19 protein-coding genes are annotated in these 19,663 nt (G+C 57.9%); 5 read left to right on the top strand and 14 right to left on the bottom strand.

Annotated elements, in window-relative coordinates:
* Positions 1–83 precede the first annotated feature (83 nt).
* The 6 genes from WFK85_RS10520 to WFK85_RS10545 form a co-directional block, all read right to left on the bottom strand.
* Entirely contained in the window at positions 84–485 is a 402-nt protein-coding gene (locus WFK85_RS10520) for a DUF6515 family protein (protein ID WP_336708142.1), read from the bottom strand.
* A gap of 205 nt (positions 486–690) precedes the next feature.
* The gene (locus tag WFK85_RS10525) at positions 691–1,326 is read right to left on the bottom strand and encodes a carbonic anhydrase (RefSeq protein ID WP_008454155.1); all 636 of its coding nucleotides are present in this window, start codon (positions 1,324–1,326) and stop codon (positions 691–693) included.
* A gap of 156 nt (positions 1,327–1,482) precedes the next feature.
* Positions 1,483–2,361, bottom strand: a complete 879-nt coding sequence (locus tag WFK85_RS10530) for a cycle-inhibiting factor (protein ID WP_166873231.1) — start codon at positions 2,359–2,361, stop codon at positions 1,483–1,485.
* A 104-nt stretch (positions 2,362–2,465) separates the two neighbouring features.
* Positions 2,466–3,929 carry a hypothetical protein gene (locus tag WFK85_RS10535; protein WP_336708143.1) on the bottom strand — a complete coding sequence of 488 codons (1,464 nt, stop codon included), beginning with the start codon at positions 3,927–3,929 and terminating at the stop codon, positions 2,466–2,468.
* An 87-nt stretch (positions 3,930–4,016) separates the two neighbouring features.
* On the bottom strand, positions 4,017–4,724 hold the full coding sequence (locus tag WFK85_RS10540; protein WP_336708144.1) for an SDR family oxidoreductase: 708 nt from the start codon (positions 4,722–4,724) through the stop codon (positions 4,017–4,019).
* A 92-nt stretch (positions 4,725–4,816) separates the two neighbouring features.
* Positions 4,817–6,184 (bottom strand): formimidoylglutamate deiminase, encoded by a 1,368-nt coding sequence (locus tag WFK85_RS10545; RefSeq protein WP_336708145.1) that lies wholly within the window; start codon positions 6,182–6,184, stop codon positions 4,817–4,819.
* 107 nt (positions 6,185–6,291) lie between these two features.
* Between WFK85_RS10545 and hutC the strand changes: the two genes are divergently transcribed.
* Positions 6,292–7,053: a histidine utilization repressor gene (gene hutC / locus WFK85_RS10550; protein WP_008454147.1), complete on the top strand. Its 762-nt coding sequence runs from the start codon at positions 6,292–6,294 to the stop codon at positions 7,051–7,053.
* Positions 7,050–7,604: a HutD family protein gene (locus tag WFK85_RS10555; protein ID WP_166991959.1), complete on the top strand. Its 555-nt coding sequence runs from the start codon at positions 7,050–7,052 to the stop codon at positions 7,602–7,604. Before hutC ends, WFK85_RS10555 begins: the two co-directional genes overlap by 4 nt.
* 42 nt (positions 7,605–7,646) lie before the next feature.
* Here the strand turns inward: WFK85_RS10555 and WFK85_RS10560 are convergent, their stop codons facing one another.
* The 8 genes from WFK85_RS10560 to WFK85_RS10595 all read right to left on the bottom strand — a co-directional run bounded on the left by WFK85_RS10560 (position 7,647) and on the right by WFK85_RS10595 (position 15,409).
* On the bottom strand, positions 7,647–8,408 hold the full coding sequence (locus WFK85_RS10560) for an enoyl-CoA hydratase-related protein (protein WP_166991957.1): 762 nt from the start codon (positions 8,406–8,408) through the stop codon (positions 7,647–7,649).
* Positions 8,409–8,481: 73 nt separating this feature from the next.
* Positions 8,482–9,294 carry a 3-hydroxyacyl-CoA dehydrogenase family protein gene (locus WFK85_RS10565; protein ID WP_336708146.1) on the bottom strand — a complete coding sequence of 271 codons (813 nt, stop codon included), beginning with the start codon at positions 9,292–9,294 and terminating at the stop codon, positions 8,482–8,484.
* A gap of 16 nt (positions 9,295–9,310) precedes the next feature.
* Positions 9,311–10,507 carry a CoA transferase gene (locus WFK85_RS10570; protein ID WP_166991951.1) on the bottom strand — a complete coding sequence of 399 codons (1,197 nt, stop codon included), beginning with the start codon at positions 10,505–10,507 and terminating at the stop codon, positions 9,311–9,313.
* Positions 10,500–12,059, bottom strand: coding sequence for an HAL/PAL/TAL family ammonia-lyase (locus WFK85_RS10575; RefSeq protein WP_166873211.1), 1,560 nt, complete (start codon positions 12,057–12,059; stop codon positions 10,500–10,502). The genes WFK85_RS10570 and WFK85_RS10575 overlap by 8 nt, the downstream gene beginning before the upstream one ends.
* A gap of 9 nt (positions 12,060–12,068) precedes the next feature.
* The gene (locus WFK85_RS10580) at positions 12,069–12,953 is read right to left on the bottom strand and encodes an ABC transporter substrate-binding protein (RefSeq protein WP_336708147.1); all 885 of its coding nucleotides are present in this window, start codon (positions 12,951–12,953) and stop codon (positions 12,069–12,071) included.
* 33 nt (positions 12,954–12,986) lie between these two features.
* Complete coding sequence (locus WFK85_RS10585) at positions 12,987–13,667, bottom strand: ABC transporter permease (protein ID WP_039303879.1); 681 nt, start codon at positions 13,665–13,667, stop codon at positions 12,987–12,989.
* Positions 13,668–13,670: 3 nt separating this feature from the next.
* Positions 13,671–14,315, bottom strand: coding sequence for an ABC transporter permease (locus WFK85_RS10590; RefSeq protein ID WP_008454132.1), 645 nt, complete (start codon positions 14,313–14,315; stop codon positions 13,671–13,673).
* Positions 14,312–15,409: an ABC transporter ATP-binding protein gene (locus WFK85_RS10595; protein ID WP_039303885.1), complete on the bottom strand. Its 1,098-nt coding sequence runs from the start codon at positions 15,407–15,409 to the stop codon at positions 14,312–14,314. Before WFK85_RS10595 ends, WFK85_RS10590 begins: the two co-directional genes overlap by 4 nt.
* A gap of 494 nt (positions 15,410–15,903) precedes the next feature.
* Here WFK85_RS10595 and hutU point away from each other — a divergent pair, with 494 nt between their 5' ends.
* From hutU to hutG, 3 genes are read left to right on the top strand one after another with little or no spacing between them, the layout of a single operon-like run.
* A complete protein-coding gene (gene hutU, locus WFK85_RS10600) occupies positions 15,904–17,580 on the top strand; it encodes a urocanate hydratase (protein ID WP_166991942.1) in 1,677 nt (558 codons plus the stop codon).
* Between the two features lie 51 nt (positions 17,581–17,631).
* On the top strand, positions 17,632–18,840 hold the full coding sequence (hutI, locus tag WFK85_RS10605) for an imidazolonepropionase (RefSeq protein WP_166991939.1): 1,209 nt from the start codon (positions 17,632–17,634) through the stop codon (positions 18,838–18,840).
* A complete protein-coding gene (gene hutG / locus WFK85_RS10610) occupies positions 18,833–19,630 on the top strand; it encodes an N-formylglutamate deformylase (RefSeq protein ID WP_166991936.1) in 798 nt (265 codons plus the stop codon). The genes hutI and hutG overlap by 8 nt, the downstream gene beginning before the upstream one ends.
* The last annotated feature ends 33 nt before the right edge of the window (positions 19,631–19,663 follow it).

Genomic DNA, 19,663 nt, shown 5'->3' on the forward strand with positions numbered 1-19,663 from the left:
CGTCAGTTAATGCCAAAAGAAACCCACGCTGACGGTGGGTTTCCTACATTACCGCCTGCCACACAGGCTGAACAAAATGGGGATTACAGTCCGGCGGGGCGCGGCACTTCGAAATAGTTACCGTTAATATCCTTCTGGTAATAGCTGCCGTTACGCACGTAATAGCGTTTGCCGTTGTAATCCAGCACGCTGACGCCAGAATTGATGCTGGACGGCGTCTCCACGCGAATGTATTCCGCTTCCTGACGCTGGTAATAAATCCCGTTGACCACGTAATAGGTCAGGCCACCTACGATAATGGCCGTGGCAAGTCCTGGCAAAACGGTTAAACGCGGTCCGCCATAGAAATAATGCGGCCCCGGATAATAGCGCGGGCCAGACCAGAATCCTGGGCCATGACCAAACCAGGGGCCAGGACGCGCCTGCGCCAGGGACGGCACAACAATCAGCGCAGACATAGCCAACACATACAGATACTTTTTCATCTTAAACTCTCCTGACCTGCGGCTGAGCGCGAGCATTCGCCCGCTTTATGTCGATTATAATCCCGCCGCCTCAGGCTTTTCCGTATAGGGAAAGTAAATCCGTCAAATCTCCACAATCCTGCTTCTGGCGTCTTTATTTATCCATAGATGTAAAAAATCCACGCAAAGCGTGGATTTTTTTATCTGCAAGAGCGCTGGCGTGAATTTATTCGAAACAAACGTCAGGGTTATCCGCCAGGGAAACAAAGGATTTGCTGTTTTTATCCAGCGTGCGAATTTCACCGCTTTCGATATCGTAAACCCAGCCGTGCAGGCGCAGGCCGTTGTTACGCAGCCCTACCGCGACGGAAGGATGCGTTTTAATGTTGTTCAGCTGGGCGATAACGTTTTCTTCTACCATGGCGTTGACCTTATCGGTCTCGTTGTTCCAGGTTTTCTTTTCCACGACCGCTTTTGCCGCATCGGCATAGTGCAGCCAGTGCGCAACGGCCGGCATCGGATCCAGGCACTGGCAGGAGGCGATAGCTTTCATCGCACCGCAGTTAGAGTGCCCGCAAATCACAATATCGGTTACGCCAAGGGCAACAACCGCGTACTCGATGGTTGCCGAAACGCCGCCCGGCTCTGGACCGAAAGAAGGCACGATATTGCCTGCATTACGAATAACGAAGAGCTGCCCTGGTTCCTGCTGTGTTACCAGCTCCGGCACCAGTCGGCTGTCGGAACAGGAAATAAAAAGCGCTTTAGGATTTTGGCTGGACGCCAGGCTGCGAAAGAGCTCTTTGCGCTGCGGGAAAATCTCTTTCTGGAAGTTAAGAAAGCCTTCGATGATATGTTGCATAGCACGTTCTCTTGTTCTGTAGTGACCCCGACATGATAGAGATCACATTGAGTTAGTCCAGCCCCGACTCGCCAAAAGGCCGCTTTTTCTCTGGCGACAAAGCGGAATAAATCCACATTAAACGTGGATTTATTCCCTGCTACCGGCGGCAAATACTTAGCCGCATCGGGCTTTAATCGCCGAGACGTTTTTCTCCAGATTCGCCGGGTCGTATTCCGCCAGCTGAAAATTAAAACCTTGATTCCTTTGTAGATCCAGGCGCTCCGGGCGCAGCATATTCGGATTACTGTCGACGTCGAACAGCTTAGCAATATGCCCCGGATCGATTCGCCCGTGCGCCATGTTCATAAAATGCGTATTGATATCGTTCAGCGAGACCGGCTGTGCAGCTTTCTTGCTCATCCAGTCGTCAAGACGCAGGGGACGAGTCGCGCCTTCCCCTAAATCCGACTGATACAGAAACGCATCGCGCCTTGGTTTTGTGCTGGCCGGGAGATCAATCACGTAAGCATGGCCCATGCCTGCGTCATTCACGCGCAAAATAAAGTGTTTGTGGGCGGGTAAATTGGCAAGCTGTTGCTGAAGCTGGGGTAACGACATTGTTCGCCCGTGTTCAAAAGCGTAGCTGAAATGGTCGGTGTCGAGGAAAAGCTTCATCACGTTATTCGCCGTAACGCCGCAAACAGGCTCGTTAATGCGCTTGCTGCTGCCCAGCATCGCCTCAACTTCATGCTTAGGCATCCCCCACTCTCTGGCCGTATTTGAAATATTATCGTCTATCGCTTTCAGCAGCGCCGACGGGCTTTTATGGTGAATAGGTACCGAATTATCATCGCTGTTAAGCAGCACGTTGGCCCTCAGGTTTTTGCCGCTTAGCTTCGCGAAATCCTGCACCAACCGTGTGGACGGGTTATTCACGTTGCGGGACGACGATGCCGTGGCTGACGTTCTGGCGGTGCGGCTTGACTGGCCGCTTTGCGCCTGCAGGCGAGGATCGGACTGTGTAGGACGGAAAGTATTAAGGATGTTTCTCATCGGAGGGTATTCCACTCGTTGGGCAATTGAGGCTGAGTGGTAACGCCGGCGAGCCGGTTCCCCGACAGAGGTAAAAAACCCACGCCGCAGCGTGGGTAGCAGGATTATTTCAGATTCAATGGATTGGTTGATTTCAGATTGACATTATCCGCCAGGAGATTGACCTTCTTCGTCTCTTCCTTATCAAACGGGGTGCGTTTCTCATCGGTCAAACGCGCCGCAACGTAAGTCTGAACATATTCGGCGTTATGGGTCGCGCGGCTGGTTTCCACGCTCGCCAGATTGCCCTTTTTGAACGCCAGCGTTGTTTGGGTCGACGTTTCTTCACTAATCACATGATAAGTATAATTTTGTGAGGATTTCAGTCCCGTGAGGTCCAATTTTCCGCCCGGGACCAGCGACTCATGATAGCTGGCCTTGAGGCTCGCCTTTGTGCTCTGAGCCAGCTTGCTCAGGTCACCCCGGGTATCGGTGCTGCCCTGAGTGGTCTGGCTAAAGTCATAGGAAAAACTGTCTTTTTCCTCGGACTTGTAAGGGTTTGAGGCGACGTCCGACTGTTTAAAGGACGCGGTAAAATCAGCCAGCCCGCTCAAGTAAGAGCGTGCTTTATCTTCTGCAGAAACAGTGATGCTTTGCTGTATCCCACTGGTTTTCGATTCGTTAGAGCCATAATCGCTGTTCAGCGCGTGGAAGGCGCTTTTAAACAGGGCAAGCTGGGCTTTGTTCGCATGGCCGCGGGATCCGGCTCCGTCGAGCTGTTTCTCATAGGCGGAAAGCGCCTGGGCCTGCTGACTTTTGCTGCCCAATGTCCCCGCGTTACTGAGGTCGGTCGTCAGGTTAAACGTGGCGTCGCCGTCTTTATAACTGAGCGTGCGCCGAGCGCTGTCGCTCTGGAAACTCAGAGACTGGATTGAGCTGCCGGCCTGGCTGACATCGGTGTTCAGCTCCACGGACTTGAACAGCCTGCTATCAACGTTGAGCAGTCCGCCAATTTTTATCGCCGGTGGCTGCTGCGACAGGCCATCAAGCACGTTCTGGAAGCCATCCGCCAGGCCCGAGATCGCCGCCACGTCATCGTCGGTCAGATCGCCGCCGCTGGTCTGAACTTGCGCGACCAGGCCTCCAGACTGGCGGGATAACGAAATGCTGACCTTTACGCCGCTCTTTGTCTCGATATTCAGCGCGACCGCGCTGTCTTTGTCCTGCACAACGTCGCCCTCTACGGCGGCGGCCGCAGGCGAGGCAACCGCCAGAGAGAAACCTTTCGGATTATCTTTCAGCGCCAGCAGAAGCTCTTTACCCAGCCCCTGGAACGAGACAGAACCCGGCTGCGAAAGGGTTGCCCCCATCAGCGCGGATAAACTGCTGTTGCCTGCGGGCGTATTCGCCCGAAGCTTTTGGGCACCGAACGAGTAAACGGCGCTGATGCTGTCGCTCGCTCCGCTGAGGGTAACGCGCGTTGAGGCCTGGCTCGCCGGGGCGGGGACCACCGGAGCTTTAACCTTTGCCGCAATATTTGCCCCCATCGAGGGAACAGAAACGCCAATGCTGCCAATCGGACCTGTCATTTAATTCATCCCATATTGTTGGTCTGCAAAAAATATCGGCCCGGGCGGGGCTAACTTGAGTGCGAAAGCACCCACGGACAAACGTGCCTACCGCAGCGTATAGCCGCCATCGCAATAAATTGTACTGCCTGTAATGTTATGATTATCCAGTAAAAAAAGTGCCGTTGCGGCCTGTTCATCTACGTGTCCTGGGCGACCATTTAACGCCAGACTGTTCCAATATTGGTAGGTCGATTCACGCACTTCGGCCGGTCGGCTACGCCAAAGTTCGCTGTCGGTGGTGCCCGGCGACAGGCAGTTGACCCGCACCGGCTTCAGCTCCACCGCCAGGCCCCGGGCCAGTCCCTCAAGCGCCGCGTTACAGGCGGCATAGGCGGGCGCACCAATGGGGCGGGCAGAAGCGGCACCGGACATCAGCACCACGGCAGAGGAAGTCTGCAGATTAGGAAGCGCCTCATAGACGGCCCAATACTGTGACCAGAATTTGGCCTGAAACAGCGCTTCGGACGTGGCGGCATCGCCATCGCGAAAATCGCCAGTTTGATAAGAGGCCGCCGGAGTAAACAACCCAGCCAGCGGCCCGGCATCCGAAAAGAATGCCCGGAGAGACAGGCGGTCGGTCACGTCCACCGTTTTACCTGCGGCATTTTGGCCAAGCTCAGCTAATGCCGTCTGCAGTTTTCCCCCCGACCGCCCGCCGATAAACACGCTGTCTCCGCGAGACGTCAGCTTGCGGGCAAGCGCCAGCCCGATTCCAGAGCTGCCGCCCAAAATGGCATAACGTGCATTGGCCATGATTTTCTCCTCGTGAACTTGCAGGCCAGCATTAAAACCTGAAAGCCCGGAGGCGGATAGCTCAATAGCGGATATGCATTTTCACCGGGTAACTAACGCGTTAGCTGCTTCAACACCTGCGCGAAGTCCGCTTTGATCTCTGCGTCTTTCTCATGCCGCCCTTCGCGTATTACCCATTTCCCGCCGGTCACAACGTCTTTGATTGGGTTAGAAGAGCAGGCAAAAATCCAGCGGTTCAACAGCTCGCTATCTTTCGCTGTCGCCAGGAACGGATCGTCCCCGTCCAGCACCAGCCAGTCGGCCCGCGCCCCTACGGCCAGCTCGCCAATGTTTTGCCCCAGCGCCATGCGCCCGCCGCGCAGCGCCCCCTGGTAGAGCACGTTGCCAACATAAGGCTCCGTTCCAAGGTGCAACAAATTGCGGCGGCGGTTATTCAGCCGCTGGCCGTATTCAAACCAGCGTAAATCCTCGCTAACGCTGACGCTGATATGGCTGTCGGAGCCAATGCCCCAGTTGCCGCCCTGCTGCAAAAACGCCTGCCCGGGGAAAATGCCGTCCCCGAGATTCGCTTCGGTGGTCAAACACAACCCGGCAACTGCGCCGGAATCAGCAATAAGTCGCGTTTCGTTTTCGGTGATATGGGTGGCGTGAATCAGGCACCAGCGATCATCGACGGGCATATTGTCATACAGCCACTCGACGGGACGCAGCCCGGACCAGGCGAGGCAGTCCGCCACCTCTTTCTGCTGCTCGGAAATATGAATATGCACCGGCTGAGGCTGCGGCTGGCTGGACAGCACCAGATGCATTTGTTCCGGCGTCACGGCGCGCAGCGAATGGAAGCACAACCCAGCGCGCTGCATCGGCTCCGGGGCAAGCGCTGTGGCAATGCTGTCATACAATTTCAGGTAGCTGTCGGTGTCGTTAATAAAGCGACGCTGCCCCGACGATGCGGGCTGCCCCCCGAAACCGGAATACGTATATAGCACCGGGAGCAGCGTCAGGCCAATGCCGACGTTTTTTGCAGCCTGAGCCACGCGCAGCGCCAGTTCCGCAGGCTGCGCGTAGGCTTTGCCGTCCACATCGTGATGCAGATAGTGAAACTCGGCCACCGAGGTATAGCCGGCTTTTAACATTTCGATATACAGATAGCTGGCGATGGTTTCCAGCTGTTCCGGGATGATTTTGCCCACCAGGCGATACATTAGATCGCGCCAGGTCCAGAAGCTGTCTGCCGGGTCGCCAACGACTTCCGTCAGCCCCGCCATCGCCCGCTGAAAAGCGTGCGAATGCAGGTTCGGCATCCCCGGCACAACAACGCCGTCCAGGCGAATATCGCCTTCATCCGGCACGCTGTCAGCGACCACGGACTGAATGACGCCCTCGGGCGAAACGCCCACTCTGACATTTTCCGCCCAGCCCTGCGGCAGAAGCGCTTTTGCCGCGAAATATACCGCCATATCAGCACCCCGGTTCGATGTTAATCAATTGTATATACATGCATGTATATATACATCCAAATAGGGGTAGAGTAAACTTTAAAGGATACCCGGGCGAGGAATGATGAATGGCACAAAACGACGTTTTTAAAGCAGCGGCAGAGACCGACAATCTGGACCAGCCGGCCCCCTATTATGAAAGGGTCAAAATCATTATTAAGACCAATATTCATAGTGGATTATGGCCAGTAAACTACCGGGTTCCCTCCGAAAGTGAACTGGTGAATCAGTTTGGCTACAGCCGCATGACCATCAACCGCGCCCTGCGTGAACTGACCGCCGAAGGTCTGCTGGTGCGTATGCAGGGCATCGGGACTTTCGTCGCCGAAGTGCGCGGGCAGTCCGCGCTGCTCGAAATCAATAATATTGCCGACGAAATTGCCAGCCGCGGCCACCGCCATCACGCCCGCGTGCTGGAGCTAACCCAGGTGTATGCCGACGCGCAGCAGGCCATGGCCTTCAATTTACCCAAGGGCAGCCGCCTGTTCCATTCGCTGATTTGCCACTACGAAAACGGCGTGCCGGTGATGCTGGAAGACCGCCTGGTGAACTCGCTGATCGTGCCGGATTACTTCCAGCAGGATTTCACCCGTATCACGCCCAACGCCTATCTCTCGTCCATCGCGCCCATCGTTGAAGGTGAGCATATTATTGAGGCGGTAAACGTGCCTCGCGAAGAGTGCGCGTATCTGGAAATCGACGAGCACACGCCTTGCCTGCAGGTCAATCGTCGCACCTGGACCGGCCGCCAGAACAAAAAAATCGTCACCAGCGTGCGCCTGGTTTACCCGGGTTCACGCTACCGCCTCGAAGGAAGCATGCACAAATGATCCAGCTTCTGCCCTACGAGCAGTGCCCGGAAATGCTCTGGAAAAACGGCCAGGGCGTGACGCGGGAAATTTATCGTTTCCCGGCGACGGATAACTACGCCTGGCGCATTTCGGTGGCGACCATCCGCCAGGACGGCCCCTTCTCTCTTTTTTCAGGCTATCTGCGCAATATCAGCGTGCTGGAAGGCGAAGGTATGTATCTCACCGTCGACGGCGAACAAAGCCCGCTGATTCCACCGTTCCAGGCCACGGATTTTAGCGGCGACAGCGAAGTCAGCTGTACGATTGTCGGCGGGCCGCTGCTGGACTTTAACGTCATCTATAAAGCAGAGAGCACGCGAGCCACGGTAAGCTGGCTGCGGGAAGGCACCTGGAAACACCAGCAGGGTACACAGCTGCTGTTTAATGCCGGTGACGATCTGGAGGTTGAGGTCAACGGTGAACGCCAGGTATTACAACACTACGACAGCCTGTTGATGAGCGCCCCGGCCACGGTCAGCGTGGTTTCTGCGGCCTCTTCCCTTTTCGCTCGCGTCACCCTTTCGGCATAAAAAAACCGGCAGACTGGCTGCCGGTTTCAGCGTTATCTCACTTCATCGCCCCTTAAACTCGGGCGATTGCTTATTTTTAAACGCCGCCAGCCCCGCCGCCCGGTCTTCGCTGTCGGCAATTAACGCAGAGAGCGATCGCTCGTAGGCCACGCCCGCACTCAGCGGCATTTCGTAGCTGGCCGCCACGGCTTTTTTAATCATCATCGCGGCAAGCGGCGCGGCTTTTGCCACCTGAGTCGCCAGCGCTAAAGCCTGCTCTTCCAGCGAGTCCGTCACGCGGCTGACAAGCCCGGCACGCAGCGCTTCCTGCGCGTCAATTCTTCTGCCGCTTAACAGCATGTCCATCGCCAGCGATTTGCCCACGGCACGCACCAGCCGCTGCGTCCCGCCCGCCCCGGGGATAATCCCGATGTGGCTTTCCGGCAGGCCAAAGACGGCGCTTGAATCGGCGATAATAATGTCGCACAGCAGCGCCAGCTCCAGGCCACCGCCGAGGGCGTAGCCAGACACGGCGGCAATCAGCGGCGTTTCAATGCTCGCCACCAGGTCCCACTTCTCGCTGAATCCGCTGCGCCATAATGTTGTCGCCGAAGCAGACGCCAGCGTGCCGGTATCCGCCCCGGCAGAAAACGCTTTGGGAGAGCCAAGCAAAACGATCGCCCTGACGTCCGGTCGCCCGTCCAGCTCGGTTAAGACGCCGAGCAGCTCATCAAGCATTTCAGCCGTGAGCGCATTGTATTTCTGTGGCCGATTGAGCGTCACCACCGCAACCGCGCCATCAACGTGAGAAAGGATATCACTCATGCTTCTCTCCCCCGGTTAGCTGCCTGACGATTTCATCCCGGTGGCGCATTCCGGCTGCGGCGGTCTCTGCGGTCTACGCATAGAAGCCCTCCCCGCTTTTCACGCCGAGCTTACCGTCGGCCACTTTGGCTTTCAGCCACGCCGGGAGTTCAGCGCTGTTATCCAATTCGGGCAGTAAAATACCGGCCACTTTCTCTACCGTATCCAGCCCGGCAAAATCCATTAGCTTCATCGGCCCCATCGCCGCCCAGCGGGGCGCCAGCGTGCGCTGCACCGCGCGGTCAACATCCTCTACGGAGCCGATTCCGGCATCCACCAGGTAAAGCGCCTCGCGCAGCATCGCGTACTGCAGCCGGTTGATAATAAAACCCGGAATATCCCGGTTGACGACGATAGTCTCTTTCCTCAGGTGCTGGCAGATGTCCCGCACGCGCTGGCAGATGTCATCCCCGGTCTGTGCCCCGCGCACAATCTCGATCATCGGCATGGTATCCGCCGGGTTAAACCAGTGCATACCGATCAGCCGCTGCGGCTGGCTCAAGGCCGAGGCCAGCAGCGTAATAGACACGCTTGAAGTGTTCGTCGTGATAACGCAATGCTCACTCACCAGGCGCTCGATATCCCCCAGCACGCGCTGCTTGAGCGCCACGTCTTCGGCAACGTTCTCGGACACCAGGTCGGCGTCGCTCAGGCAAGTCTCAAAGGAGGTGGTGAACTCTACGGCTTCACCAGCGCCGAGCGATGCCACAATAGTCCGCGCTTTATCGAGCGTCGGCTCAGAGCGCGACCACAGGCTAACGCGGTAGCCCGCTCGCGCCATCACCACGGCGATGCGCGCGCCCATCGTTCCGGCCCCGACCACCGCCACTTTATTTATTTGCACCATTTTCGTTCTCCGCCGGTTAAATGACACCCAGCGCCTTGAGCTGCGCCAGCGTTGCCTCGTCGATGGCCAGTAATTCTCGCAGCACGCTGGCCGTATGCTCACCCAGCCCAGGCGGCACCAGCGCGGGCTCGGCCTGCATGGCGCTCATTTTCACCGGCTGCGGAACAATAGAGATGGTGCCTGCCGTCGGGTGCGTCACCTGCTTAACGAGTTCACGTTCCTTCGCATAGTCGCTGGTCAGAATCTGGTCGAGACGCAGCACGGCAGAAGCCGGGACGCCCGCATGGTCCAGAATGGCCTGAGCATCGTTCACCGTTTTATCCGCCAGCCAGCGCTCAATTTCTTCCCGCAGTGGCCGCTGGTTCGCCAGGCGTAGCGGATCGGTGAGATACAGTGGATCGCTTGTCAGTTCGGGCTTATTCATCGCCGAGCAAAGCTGGCGGAAAAGTTTATCGTTGGCGACGGCAATGACAATGTGGCCATCCTGCGCCGGATAGCTGTCCATCGGGGCGCTAATCGGGTGCGCGTTGCCCAGCCGCCCGGCGGAAGGCTGCCCGCCGATCCACTGGGTCAGGGAAACCATTTGCATCGTCACCATCGTGTCGAGCATCGACACATCAAGATGCTGCCCTTTGCCGCTGATCCCGCGCTGCAGCAACGCCGCGAGCACCGCCCAACTGCCGTACAACCCGGCCACAACATCCCCAATGGCATCGCCGACGCGTGTTGGTTCTCCTTCCGCCCAGCCGGTGACCTGCATAATGCCGCCGTAGGCCTGCACGATATGGTCGTAGGCAGCTTTGTGTGCCATCGCCCCGTGCTGCCCAAACCCGGAAATGCTGGCGTAAACCAGCCGCGGGTTGATTTCCTGCAGCGTCGCGTAGTCGATGCCGAGGCGTTTGGTTACGCCCGGACGGAAGTTCTCCACCAGCACATCGGCCTGCGCCACCAGTTGCTTAAGAATGGCTAACCCCTCCGGTGCCTTTAAATCCAGAGTGACGCTTTTCTTGCCGTGGTTAAGCTGCATGAAGTAGCTGCTTTCCCCGCCGATGTGCGGGGTGAAGCTACGGGAGTCATCCCCGCTGCCCGGCATCTCAATCTTGATGACTTCCGCCCCGAGATCGTTCAGCAGCGAGGCGCACCACGGGCCGGCCAGCACACGGGATAAATCAAGCACTCTGACGCCTTTCAGCGGTTGCAAAGCTTCACTCATGTTCGGATTCCTCAACCAGGGCGAGCAGCCGTTGGCTCAGCTCACCCTCAGCAATCAAATCGCGCACGGCGTGCATATCCGGGTAAAGCGCCGTGTCTGTCTCACGAAATGGCACACGGGCGCGCACCATGCTCAGCGTTAACTCCGCGCCAACCGAGGCGCGAAGCGGGCGGTGAAACTCCAGCGCCTGGCTGGCGCACAGCAGCTCGATGGCAACGATATCCACCGCGTTGCTCACCGCCAGCATGGCTTTTCGCGCCGAAGAAACGCCCATGCTGATATGGTCTTCCTGCCCGGCGCAGGTGGTGACGGTATGCACGCTCGACGGAGCTGCCAGGCTGCGGTTATCCCCCGCCAGCGCGGCGGCCACGTAAGGCGGGATCATCATCCCGGAGTTCGCGCCGCTTCTGCCCACCAGGAACGCAGGCAGGCCGCTCAGGTGCACGTTGGTAATACGATCCGATCGCGCCTGGGACGCCGTGCTGACCTGGGCAATGGCAACGGCCAGAGAATCCAGCGCCAGCGCCAGCGGCGCACCGTGCCCGTTGCCACCGGGCAGAATAACCAGCGCATCTTCTTCGATAAGGAAGACCGGGTTATCGGTCACCGAATTGAGTTCGATAGTCACAATCTGACGGCAATGGGCGAGCTGGTCGCGCACCGCGCCGTGAATTTGCGGAATGCAGCGCAGGCTGAGCGCATCCTGCACCCGATGGTCGCGGTAGCGGGCAAAGATCTCGCTGCCGCTCAGTAACCGGCGAAGAATCGCGGCGGTTTTCTGCTGCCCATCGTGCGGACGCAGGGCGTGCAGACGGGCATCATAGCCACGAGTATTGCCCTTCAGCGCCTCAAGGCACATACCGCCGGCCATGTCCGCCACCGGCAGCAGCCGCTCAAAATCATGCACGGCAAGGCACGCCAGGCCGGTGATTTCGTAGGTGCCGCTGATCAGCGCATGGCCTTCGCGCGGGCCAGGCACTCGGGGAGCAATCCCCGCTTTTGCCAAAGCTTCGGCGGACGGCAGAAGCTCGCCCTGATACCAGCACTGCCCCTCGCCAAACAGAGACAGTCCGATATGCGCCGTCGCAATTAAATAGCCGACCGAGCCGCTGGCCGGTGACCATGGCGTCACCTGCCGGTTAAGCATTTCGGCCATGCGTGTCGCCAGCTCGGCGCTGACGCCGCTATAACCCTGCAGCAGCGACTTCAGCATCACCGCCATCATGGCGCGCACTTCACGCACGGACAAATCTGGCCCCATCCCGCAGGCGTGGCTGCGCAGCATATTGAGCTGCACGCTGGCGATTTGGTCGGCGGAAAGGCGCTCCGTCACCAGGTCGCCTACCCCGGTGGTCAGGCCGTAGATCACCTGCCCCTCATCTATTGCCCGTCGAATATAGCCGCTGACGTGATTCATATTCGCCAGGGCTTCGGGGGCCAGTTCGACCGGCGCCCCGTCGGCAATGCGTACCAGCTCGTCAATAGTGGTTTGCGCCCTGCCTAAGGTGACGGTTTCATGGGAACGTGCGGTGGAGCCAGTTTGTCTTGTCATCGTTCGCCCTTACTTGCTCAGACCATGTTTAACCAGCCACTGATGCGCCACGTCATCAATGCTGGCAAATTCCGCAAGCTGCCCGTTCATGGCGATCAGATCCGCGGTGGTTAACTGAGCCGAGACTTTATTCAGCGTGCCCTCAATCGTCGGATTCAGCGTAGTAGTGGCCACAATCGGGACGATATTTTGCGCCGCAAACAGGTTTTTCGGATCGGCCAGCGCCACCAGATGGTCTTTCTGAATTTCCGGCGTGGTGGAGGTTAAATCCGCCGCCTGAATTTGGTTGTTCTTCAGCGCGGTCAGCGTCAGCGGGCCAGCCACATCCAGCACTTTGAAGCTCTTGAAGTTCAGGCCATACACTTCTTTCAGCCCCGGCACGCCTTCGTGACGCGTTTTCCATTCAGCCGGGCCGCCCAGAATCAGCTCTGCCGCGTGAGGCTTCAGGTCTTCAATGGTTTTGAGGTTGTATTTATCCGCCGTTTTTTTGGTGACGGCGATAACGTCGCTGTTTTGCGCCACGGAGGTATTCAGCATTTTCACTTTGGCCGGCAGCTTCGCCGCCAGCGCGGTCGCCACTTCGTCAGAACTGTGCGCCGTGTTCTTGGCATCCAGGTAGCTCAGCAGCGCGCCGCTGTACTCAGGGATAACGTTAATGGAGCCGTCCAGCAGGGCCGGAATGTATACTTCGCGGCTGCCGATGTTGAGCTTCTTCTCCACCGGGATGTTCTGTGCTTCCAGCGCCCCGGCGTAAATCGTCGCCAGCAGCTGGTTTTCCGGGAAGTCAGCCGAGCCAATAATTACCTTCTGCCCCGCATCTGCCGCCCACGAGGAGGAAACAACGGACAGCATCGCGGCACTCAACAGCGTCAAACAACGTTTCTTCATATTCATCGCTTTCACCTTGTGTAATTAACGGGCTCAACATCACTGGGTTTTGATACGTCGGGAAATGCCGTGGGACACCACGTACTTCACCGAAAGGGAAAAGAACACATCCACGAGCAGCGCCAGAATGGCAACGAGCACCGCGCCAGCGGTCATCTGGGCAAAATCGTTCGCCGCACGGCCATCGATAATCAACCGCCCCAGGCCGCCAAGGGAGACGTAGGCCGCGATGGTAGCAGTAGAGATAATCTGCAGCGTGGCGCTGCGAATGCCGGACAGAATCAACGGCGTGGCGCAGGGTAACTCCACCTGAGTCAGCACCTGGAACGGCGTCAGGCCGATGCCTTTGGCGGCGTCGTGCACGCTGGGGTCTACGGAGCGAATCCCCGCATGCACGCCCAGCGCTATAGGCGGCAGGGCTAATACCACCAGCACGATGATGCACGGCAGAATAAAGGCCATGTCGGACTCGAAGTAGCCCGCCATCAGAATAACCAGCAGGATAATCAGGCCAAACGACGGCAGGGAGCGCAGCGCGTTGGTGGTGCCAATCAGCAGCGCCTCCCCTTTGCCGGTATGGCCGGTGTAGCAGCCCACCGGAAACGCAATGGCTATCGCTATTGCCAGCGCCACCGCGCTGTAGCCGATATGCTGCGCCAGCAGCGGAAGAATACCGTCATCGCCATACCAGTGGCTGAGCGTAAAGAACCAGTCAGACATACTTTAACCCCTTGTTGGCTGCCAGCGGCTTAATGAGCGGGTGACGGCCACAACCACGCAGTCGAGCACGAAAGCCAGCACGATACACAGCACGATGCCGGCAATAATCGGTGTCAGAAACTGCAGCTGAAACCCCTGGGTAAACAGCGACCCAAGCTGCGGGGCACCGATCAGCGCAGCGACAGAAACGATGCTGACGTTAGACACCACGGCGACCCGCATCCCCGAGCCAATCACCGGCACCGCCAGCGGCAAATCAACCTGGAAAAACTGGTGCACTGGTTTGTAGCCGAGGGCAAAGGCGGACTGCCGGGTGTCGGTGGGTACTGAATCCAGCCCGTCGCACACGGTTCTGACCAGCAGCGCAAAGCTATAAATTGTCAGCGCCACCACCACGTTGATCGGGTCGAGGATCTGCGTGCCGAGCAGCGGCGGCAGCAGCACAAACAGCGCCAGAGACGGGATGGTGTACAGCAGCCCGAACAGGTTAAGAATGACGCCCTTCACGCGCGGCATACTGCTCACCAGCCAGCCAGCCGGAATGGCCAGCAGCAGGCCAATCAGGATCGGCGTCACCGAAAGGTAGAGATGCCACAGCAGCAAATGGAAAATTTTGTCGCTCTGCGCCCACAGCCAGTCAAATCTCATACCGCCTCCCGCGCCATCGACTTGCAGGCATCCAGGACGTGATCCAGCCCCAGCGTCCCCAGCACTTCTGCCCGCTCGCCAATCACCACCGCCCGATGGCACGGCGAGCTGAGCGCAGAGTCAAGCATCTGGCGCAGCGTGCCGGTTTGTGGGAAGAAGGTGGCGCCCAGATTAATATGCTCCGGCACCACGGCCTCAACCTGCTGATGCGTATCAAACCAGCCGCAGGCTTTGCCTTCGCGGGTGACCAGCAGCCAGCGCTGCACCGCAATGTTGCGAGCCATATCAATAGGCGTGCCCACTTCGGCGGTCGGCTCCGTTTGCATTGAGGCCAGCGGCCCGGAATTGTAGAAACTCAGCTTGCGATAGCCGCGGTCGCGGCCAATAAAGTCGGCGACAAAATCACTCTGCGGGGCGTTAAGCAGTTCACCCGGGGATGCCATCTGCCCCAGCTTGCCGCCGGGCTTCAGGACGGCGACCAGATCGCCCAGCTTCATCGCCTCGTCAATATCGTGCGTCACCATAATGATGGTTTTACTCACTTCCTTTTGAATGCGGAGAAACTCCTCCTGCAACTGGTCACGCACCACCGGGTCCACGGCGCTAAAGGGTTCATCCATCAGCATGAACTCCGGGTCAGCGGCCAACGCTCGGGCAACCCCGACACGCTGCTGCTGGCCGCCGGAAAGCTGCCACGGATAGCGTTTGGCGAGCTGCGGGGCAAGGCCGACGACTTCCAGCAGTTCCCCCGCTCGCGCACGGGCTTTAGCCTTAGGCATGCCGTTGAGGATCGCGGTGGTAGCAATGTTGTCGATGATGTTTCGATGCGGGAACAGGCCCGCATTCTGGATAACGTAGCCAATACGGCGACGCAGCTGCACCACGTCCATGGCGGAGGTGGATTCGCCGTTAAGCAGAATGTCGCCGGAAGACGGCTCGATCAGCCGATTGATCATGCGCAGTGACGTTGTTTTCCCACAACCGGAAGGGCCTACCAGCACGGTGATCTTGCCGCCGGGTGCGGTGAGATTCAGTCCATCCACCACGACCGTGCCGTCGTCATAAAACTTGGTCACATTGTTGAAAGTAATCATCGCTACGCCTCATGGTCATCTGGCTGCCGAAGAAATGAACGGCTGCGTAAAAAAGCTATGTATAGCATTGTATGTACAATCTGCAAAGCCTGTGCCATAACAAATACGCAACATTAAAAATGATCAAATTTATTGTTTAAAAACAAATAAATAATGAATTTATTAAATTTTAAGTGTGATCAATCCGTGATTTTTATCAGGATTAAACGGTGCCTTCCGGGCGATTTGCCAGCTATCTGAACTGCTATTTTTGCCCCAAAAAGGATCAATCTCTTTGTAAAGAGCGCCAAAATAGTGCGGAAGAGGTCGAAAAAGAAACGATATATGATGTAACCACTTATCCGTTATTATTTAATATGTTGATTTAAAAGAATAATAAAATGTTTTTCGTGCCTGGCATCAAATGTGCTAATCATGTATATACAAGCAAACGAAAAGATGACATGGTATTTTTCGTGAGCACTTTCCCGTTATCTCAAAACAAGGTGAACCCCATGAAGAGTGAGTTTTCTCGTTATCGTGATGTTGAAATCAGGGCGCCACGCGGCACGAAGCTGAATGCCAAAAGCTGGCTGACGGAAGCTCCGCTGCGCATGCTGATGAATAACCTCGATCCCGATGTGGCTGAAAACCCGAAAGAACTGGTGGTTTACGGCGGCATTGGCCGGGCGGCGAGAAACTGGGAGTGCTACGACAAAATGGTCGAAGCGCTAAAAGCCCTGAATGATGATGAAACCCTGCTGGTGCAGTCCGGCAAGCCGGTTGGCGTCTTTAAAACCCACGCCAACGCCCCTCGCGTGCTGATTGCCAACTCTAACCTGGTGCCGCACTGGGCTAACTGGGAACACTTCAATGAGCTGGACGCCAGAGGTCTGGCGATGTACGGCCAGATGACCGCCGGGTCGTGGATCTACATCGGCAGCCAGGGCATTGTGCAGGGCACCTATGAAACTTTCGTGGAAGCAGGCCGCCAGCACTACAACGGCTCGCTAACCGGGCGCTGGGTGCTCACCGCGGGCCTCGGCGGCATGGGCGGCGCGCAGCCGCTGGCCGCTACCCTTGCCGGTGCCTGTTCACTGAACATTGAATGCCAGCAGTCGCGCATCGACTTCCGCCTGCGCACCGGGTATGTCGACGAGCAGGCTAAAGATCTGGACGACGCCCTCGCCCGCCTCAAACGCTACACCGGCGAAGGGAAAGCTGTTTCTATTGCCCTGCACGGTAATGCGGCAGAAATTCTGCCTGAACTGGTGAAGCGCGGCGTGCGCCCGGACATGGTCACCGATCAGACCAGCGCCCACGACCCGCTCAACGGCTACCTGCCCGTTGGCTGGAGCTGGGAAGAGTATCGCGAGCGCGCAGCCGTTGAGCCTGCGGTGGTCACTCAGGCAGCGAAAGCGTCCATGGCGGAGCACGTGAAAGCGATGCTAGCCTTCCAGCAGCAGGGCATCCCTACCTTTGATTACGGCAACAACATCCGCCAGATGGCCAAAGAGATGGGCGTCAGCAACGCCTTTGATTTCCCGGGCTTTGTGCCGGCCTATATTCGCCCGCTGTTCTGCCGTGGGATCGGACCTTTCCGCTGGGCCGCACTCTCCGGCAACCCGGAAGATATTTACCGCACCGATGCCAAAGTCAAAGAGCTGATCCCGGACGACAAGCACCTGCACCGCTGGCTGGACATGGCCAAAGAGCGCATTAGCTTCCAGGGCCTGCCGGCGCGTATCTGCTGGGTCGGCCTCGGCCAGCGCGCAAAACTGGGCCTGGCGTTTAACGAAATGGTCAGAAGCGGCGAGCTGTCCGCCCCTATCGTCATTGGCCGCGATCACCTTGATTCCGGCTCGGTGGCAAGCCCCAACCGCGAAACCGAATCGATGCAGGATGGCTCCGATGCCGTGTCCGACTGGCCACTGCTGAACGCCCTGCTGAACACGGCCAGCGGCGCGACCTGGGTTTCCCTGCACCACGGCGGCGGCGTCGGCATGGGCTTCTCACAGCACTCCGGCATGGTTATCGTCTGCGACGGTACCGACGAAGCGGCGGAGCGTATTGCTCGCGTGTTGAACAACGACCCGGCCACCGGCGTGATGCGCCACGCGGATGCGGGCTATGATATTGCTATTGAGTGCGCCAGAGAACACGGCCTGAACCTGCCAATGCTGGCGAAGTAGTTCCCCTGGGGCGCGGCTTTCGTCGTGCCCCGTCCTGATGAGAGAGATCTTATGCGGATTTTATGGCGTAACTGCCGCATCACCACCATGGTCAGCGGCAAGTACAATATTATCGAAGATGCGGCGCTGCTGACCGAAGGCGAGAAAATTGCCTGGGTTGGCCCCGAAAGCCAGCGTCCCAACCAGCCCCACGACGAAGAACGCGACCTTCAGGGTAAATTCGTCACCCCCGGCCTTATCGACTGCCACACCCACAGCGTGTTCGGCGGCAACCGCAGCCAGGAATTTGAGATGCGCCTGAACGGGGCCACCTACGCGGATATTGCCGCAGCCGGCGGCGGGATAGCCAGCACGGTGAAGGCCACGCGTCAGGCCAGCGAAGCCGAGCTGCTGGCAAGCGCCAGTCGCCGTATCAATGCGCTGCGTAAAGACGGCGTGACGACTCTGGAAGTGAAATCGGGCTACGGCCTCAGCTTTGACGACGAGCGCAAAATGCTGCGCGTTGTCCGCCAGCTGGCACAAAGTCTGCCGCTGACGATTTACAGTACCTGCCTGGCTGCACACGCCCTGCCCCCGGAATACAAAGACCGCAGCGACGATTTTATCACCGACGTTTGCGAACGTTGGTTACCGGAATTGCATCGCGAAGGGCTGGTTGACGCCGTCGATGCCTTCTGTGAACACCTGGCCTTTTCCGTGCCGCAGGTTGAGCGCGTCTTTGTGAAAGCCCATGAGCTGGGCCTGCCGGTTAAGCTTCATGCCGAACAGCTTTCGCTGCTGCATGGCGCGGGGCTCGCCGCCCGCCACAATGCGCTTTCCGCCGACCATCTGGAATATCTCTGCGAGGACGATATTACGCTGATGGCAAAACACGGTACGACCGCCGTGCTGCTGCCCGGCGCATTTTACTTCCTGCGCGAAACGCAGAAGCCGCCGGTGGCGCTGCTGCGTAAACATCATGTGCCAATAGCCATTTCCAGCGATCTGAACCCGGGCACCTCCCCGGTGCAATCCCTTCGTCTGATGATGAATATGGCCTGCACGCTGTTTGGCCTGACGCCGGAAGAAGCACTTGCTGGCGTGACGCTGAATGCGGCGCGCGCACTCGGGATCGGTGAGAAAACGGGCACTCTTGAAGCCGGGAAAGAAGCCAGCTTTGTTGCCTGGGAAATAGACCATCCCGCCGAGCTGAGCTACTGGCTGGGCGGCACGCTCTCCAAACAGGTTATCTATCAAGGTAAAGAGGTGTGGAATGATTAAGGGCTTTGAGCTTCATCAGGGCAAGCTGCCGCTGCTGATCAGCATGCCGCATCCCGGTACACAGTTAACGCCGGAAGTGGCAAACGGGCTGACGGCGCGGGCCAAAAAACTGGAAGATACCGACTGGCATATTCCCAAACTTTATCAGCCGATACGCGAGATGGGTGCCAGCATACTCAGCGCCAACTACTCCCGCTACGTGGTGGATTTGAACCGCCCGTCGGACGATAAGCCGCTGTACACCACCGCCACTACCGGGCTTTACCCGGACATTTTTTTCGACGGTGAACCGCTGTTCGAGGCGGGAAAATCCCCCGATGTGCAGGCCAGAGCAGATATCCTGACCAACATCTGGCAGCCCTATCATCAGGCGCTGGCCCAGGAACTGGCAAGGCTGAAAGAAACCTTTGGCTATGCGCTGCTGTGGGATGCGCATTCCATCAAATCCGTGGTACCTCGCCTGTTCGAAGGCCGCCTGCCGGATCTTAACTTCGGCACCGCAGACGGCACCAGCTGCGATCCGGTACTCAGCGCTGAACTGTTAAAAACCAGCGAGCATTTCAACGGCTACAGCAAAGTGCTGAACGGGCGCTTCAAGGGCGGGTACATCACGCGCCATTACGGTGCGCCACAGCAAAATATCCATGCGGTACAGCTGGAAGTGGCGCAGTGTTGCTACATGGATGAAGAGAGTTTTGCCTGGTCAGACGATAAGGGCGCGCAATTCCAGCAGGTGCTAGCCCGACTGATTGAAACCGCCCTGGCCTGGGGACAGCGGCATTACGGCTAGCCCACTTGACTTAATTTGTTAAAAGCGTACTTT

The sequence above is a fragment of the Cedecea sp. VD22 genome (genome assembly GCF_037150195.1).
Classification (GTDB): domain Bacteria; phylum Pseudomonadota; class Gammaproteobacteria; order Enterobacterales; family Enterobacteriaceae; genus Cedecea.

Bases quoted from the DNA above. Each gene is read 5' to 3' on its own strand.
- WFK85_RS10520 (WP_336708142.1), bottom strand. From the start codon at position 485: ATGAAAAAGTATCTGTATGTGTTGGCTATGTCTGCGCTGATTGTTGTG.
- WFK85_RS10525 (WP_008454155.1), bottom strand. From the start codon at position 1,326: ATGCAACATATCATCGAAGGCTTTCTTAACTTCCAGAAAGAGATTTTC.
- WFK85_RS10530 (WP_166873231.1), bottom strand. From the start codon at position 2,361: ATGAGAAACATCCTTAATACTTTCCGTCCTACACAGTCCGATCCTCGC.
- WFK85_RS10535 (WP_336708143.1), bottom strand. From the start codon at position 3,929: ATGACAGGTCCGATTGGCAGCATTGGCGTTTCTGTTCCCTCGATGGGG.
- WFK85_RS10540 (WP_336708144.1), bottom strand. From the start codon at position 4,724: ATGGCCAATGCACGTTATGCCATTTTGGGCGGCAGCTCTGGAATCGGG.
- WFK85_RS10545 (WP_336708145.1), bottom strand. From the start codon at position 6,184: ATGGCGGTATATTTCGCGGCAAAAGCGCTTCTGCCGCAGGGCTGGGCG.
- hutC (WP_008454147.1), top strand. From the start codon at position 6,292: ATGGCACAAAACGACGTTTTTAAAGCAGCGGCAGAGACCGACAATCTG.
- WFK85_RS10555 (WP_166991959.1), top strand. From the start codon at position 7,050: ATGATCCAGCTTCTGCCCTACGAGCAGTGCCCGGAAATGCTCTGGAAA.
- WFK85_RS10560 (WP_166991957.1), bottom strand. From the start codon at position 8,408: ATGAGTGATATCCTTTCTCACGTTGATGGCGCGGTTGCGGTGGTGACG.
- WFK85_RS10565 (WP_336708146.1), bottom strand. From the start codon at position 9,294: ATGGTGCAAATAAATAAAGTGGCGGTGGTCGGGGCCGGAACGATGGGC.
- WFK85_RS10570 (WP_166991951.1), bottom strand. From the start codon at position 10,507: ATGAGTGAAGCTTTGCAACCGCTGAAAGGCGTCAGAGTGCTTGATTTA.
- WFK85_RS10575 (WP_166873211.1), bottom strand. From the start codon at position 12,059: ATGACAAGACAAACTGGCTCCACCGCACGTTCCCATGAAACCGTCACC.
- WFK85_RS10580 (WP_336708147.1), bottom strand. From the start codon at position 12,953: ATGAATATGAAGAAACGTTGTTTGACGCTGTTGAGTGCCGCGATGCTG.
- WFK85_RS10585 (WP_039303879.1), bottom strand. From the start codon at position 13,667: ATGTCTGACTGGTTCTTTACGCTCAGCCACTGGTATGGCGATGACGGT.
- WFK85_RS10590 (WP_008454132.1), bottom strand. From the start codon at position 14,315: ATGAGATTTGACTGGCTGTGGGCGCAGAGCGACAAAATTTTCCATTTG.
- WFK85_RS10595 (WP_039303885.1), bottom strand. From the start codon at position 15,409: ATGATTACTTTCAACAATGTGACCAAGTTTTATGACGACGGCACGGTC.
- hutU (WP_166991942.1), top strand. From the start codon at position 15,904: ATGAAGAGTGAGTTTTCTCGTTATCGTGATGTTGAAATCAGGGCGCCA.
- hutI (WP_166991939.1), top strand. From the start codon at position 17,632: ATGCGGATTTTATGGCGTAACTGCCGCATCACCACCATGGTCAGCGGC.
- hutG (WP_166991936.1), top strand. From the start codon at position 18,833: ATGATTAAGGGCTTTGAGCTTCATCAGGGCAAGCTGCCGCTGCTGATC.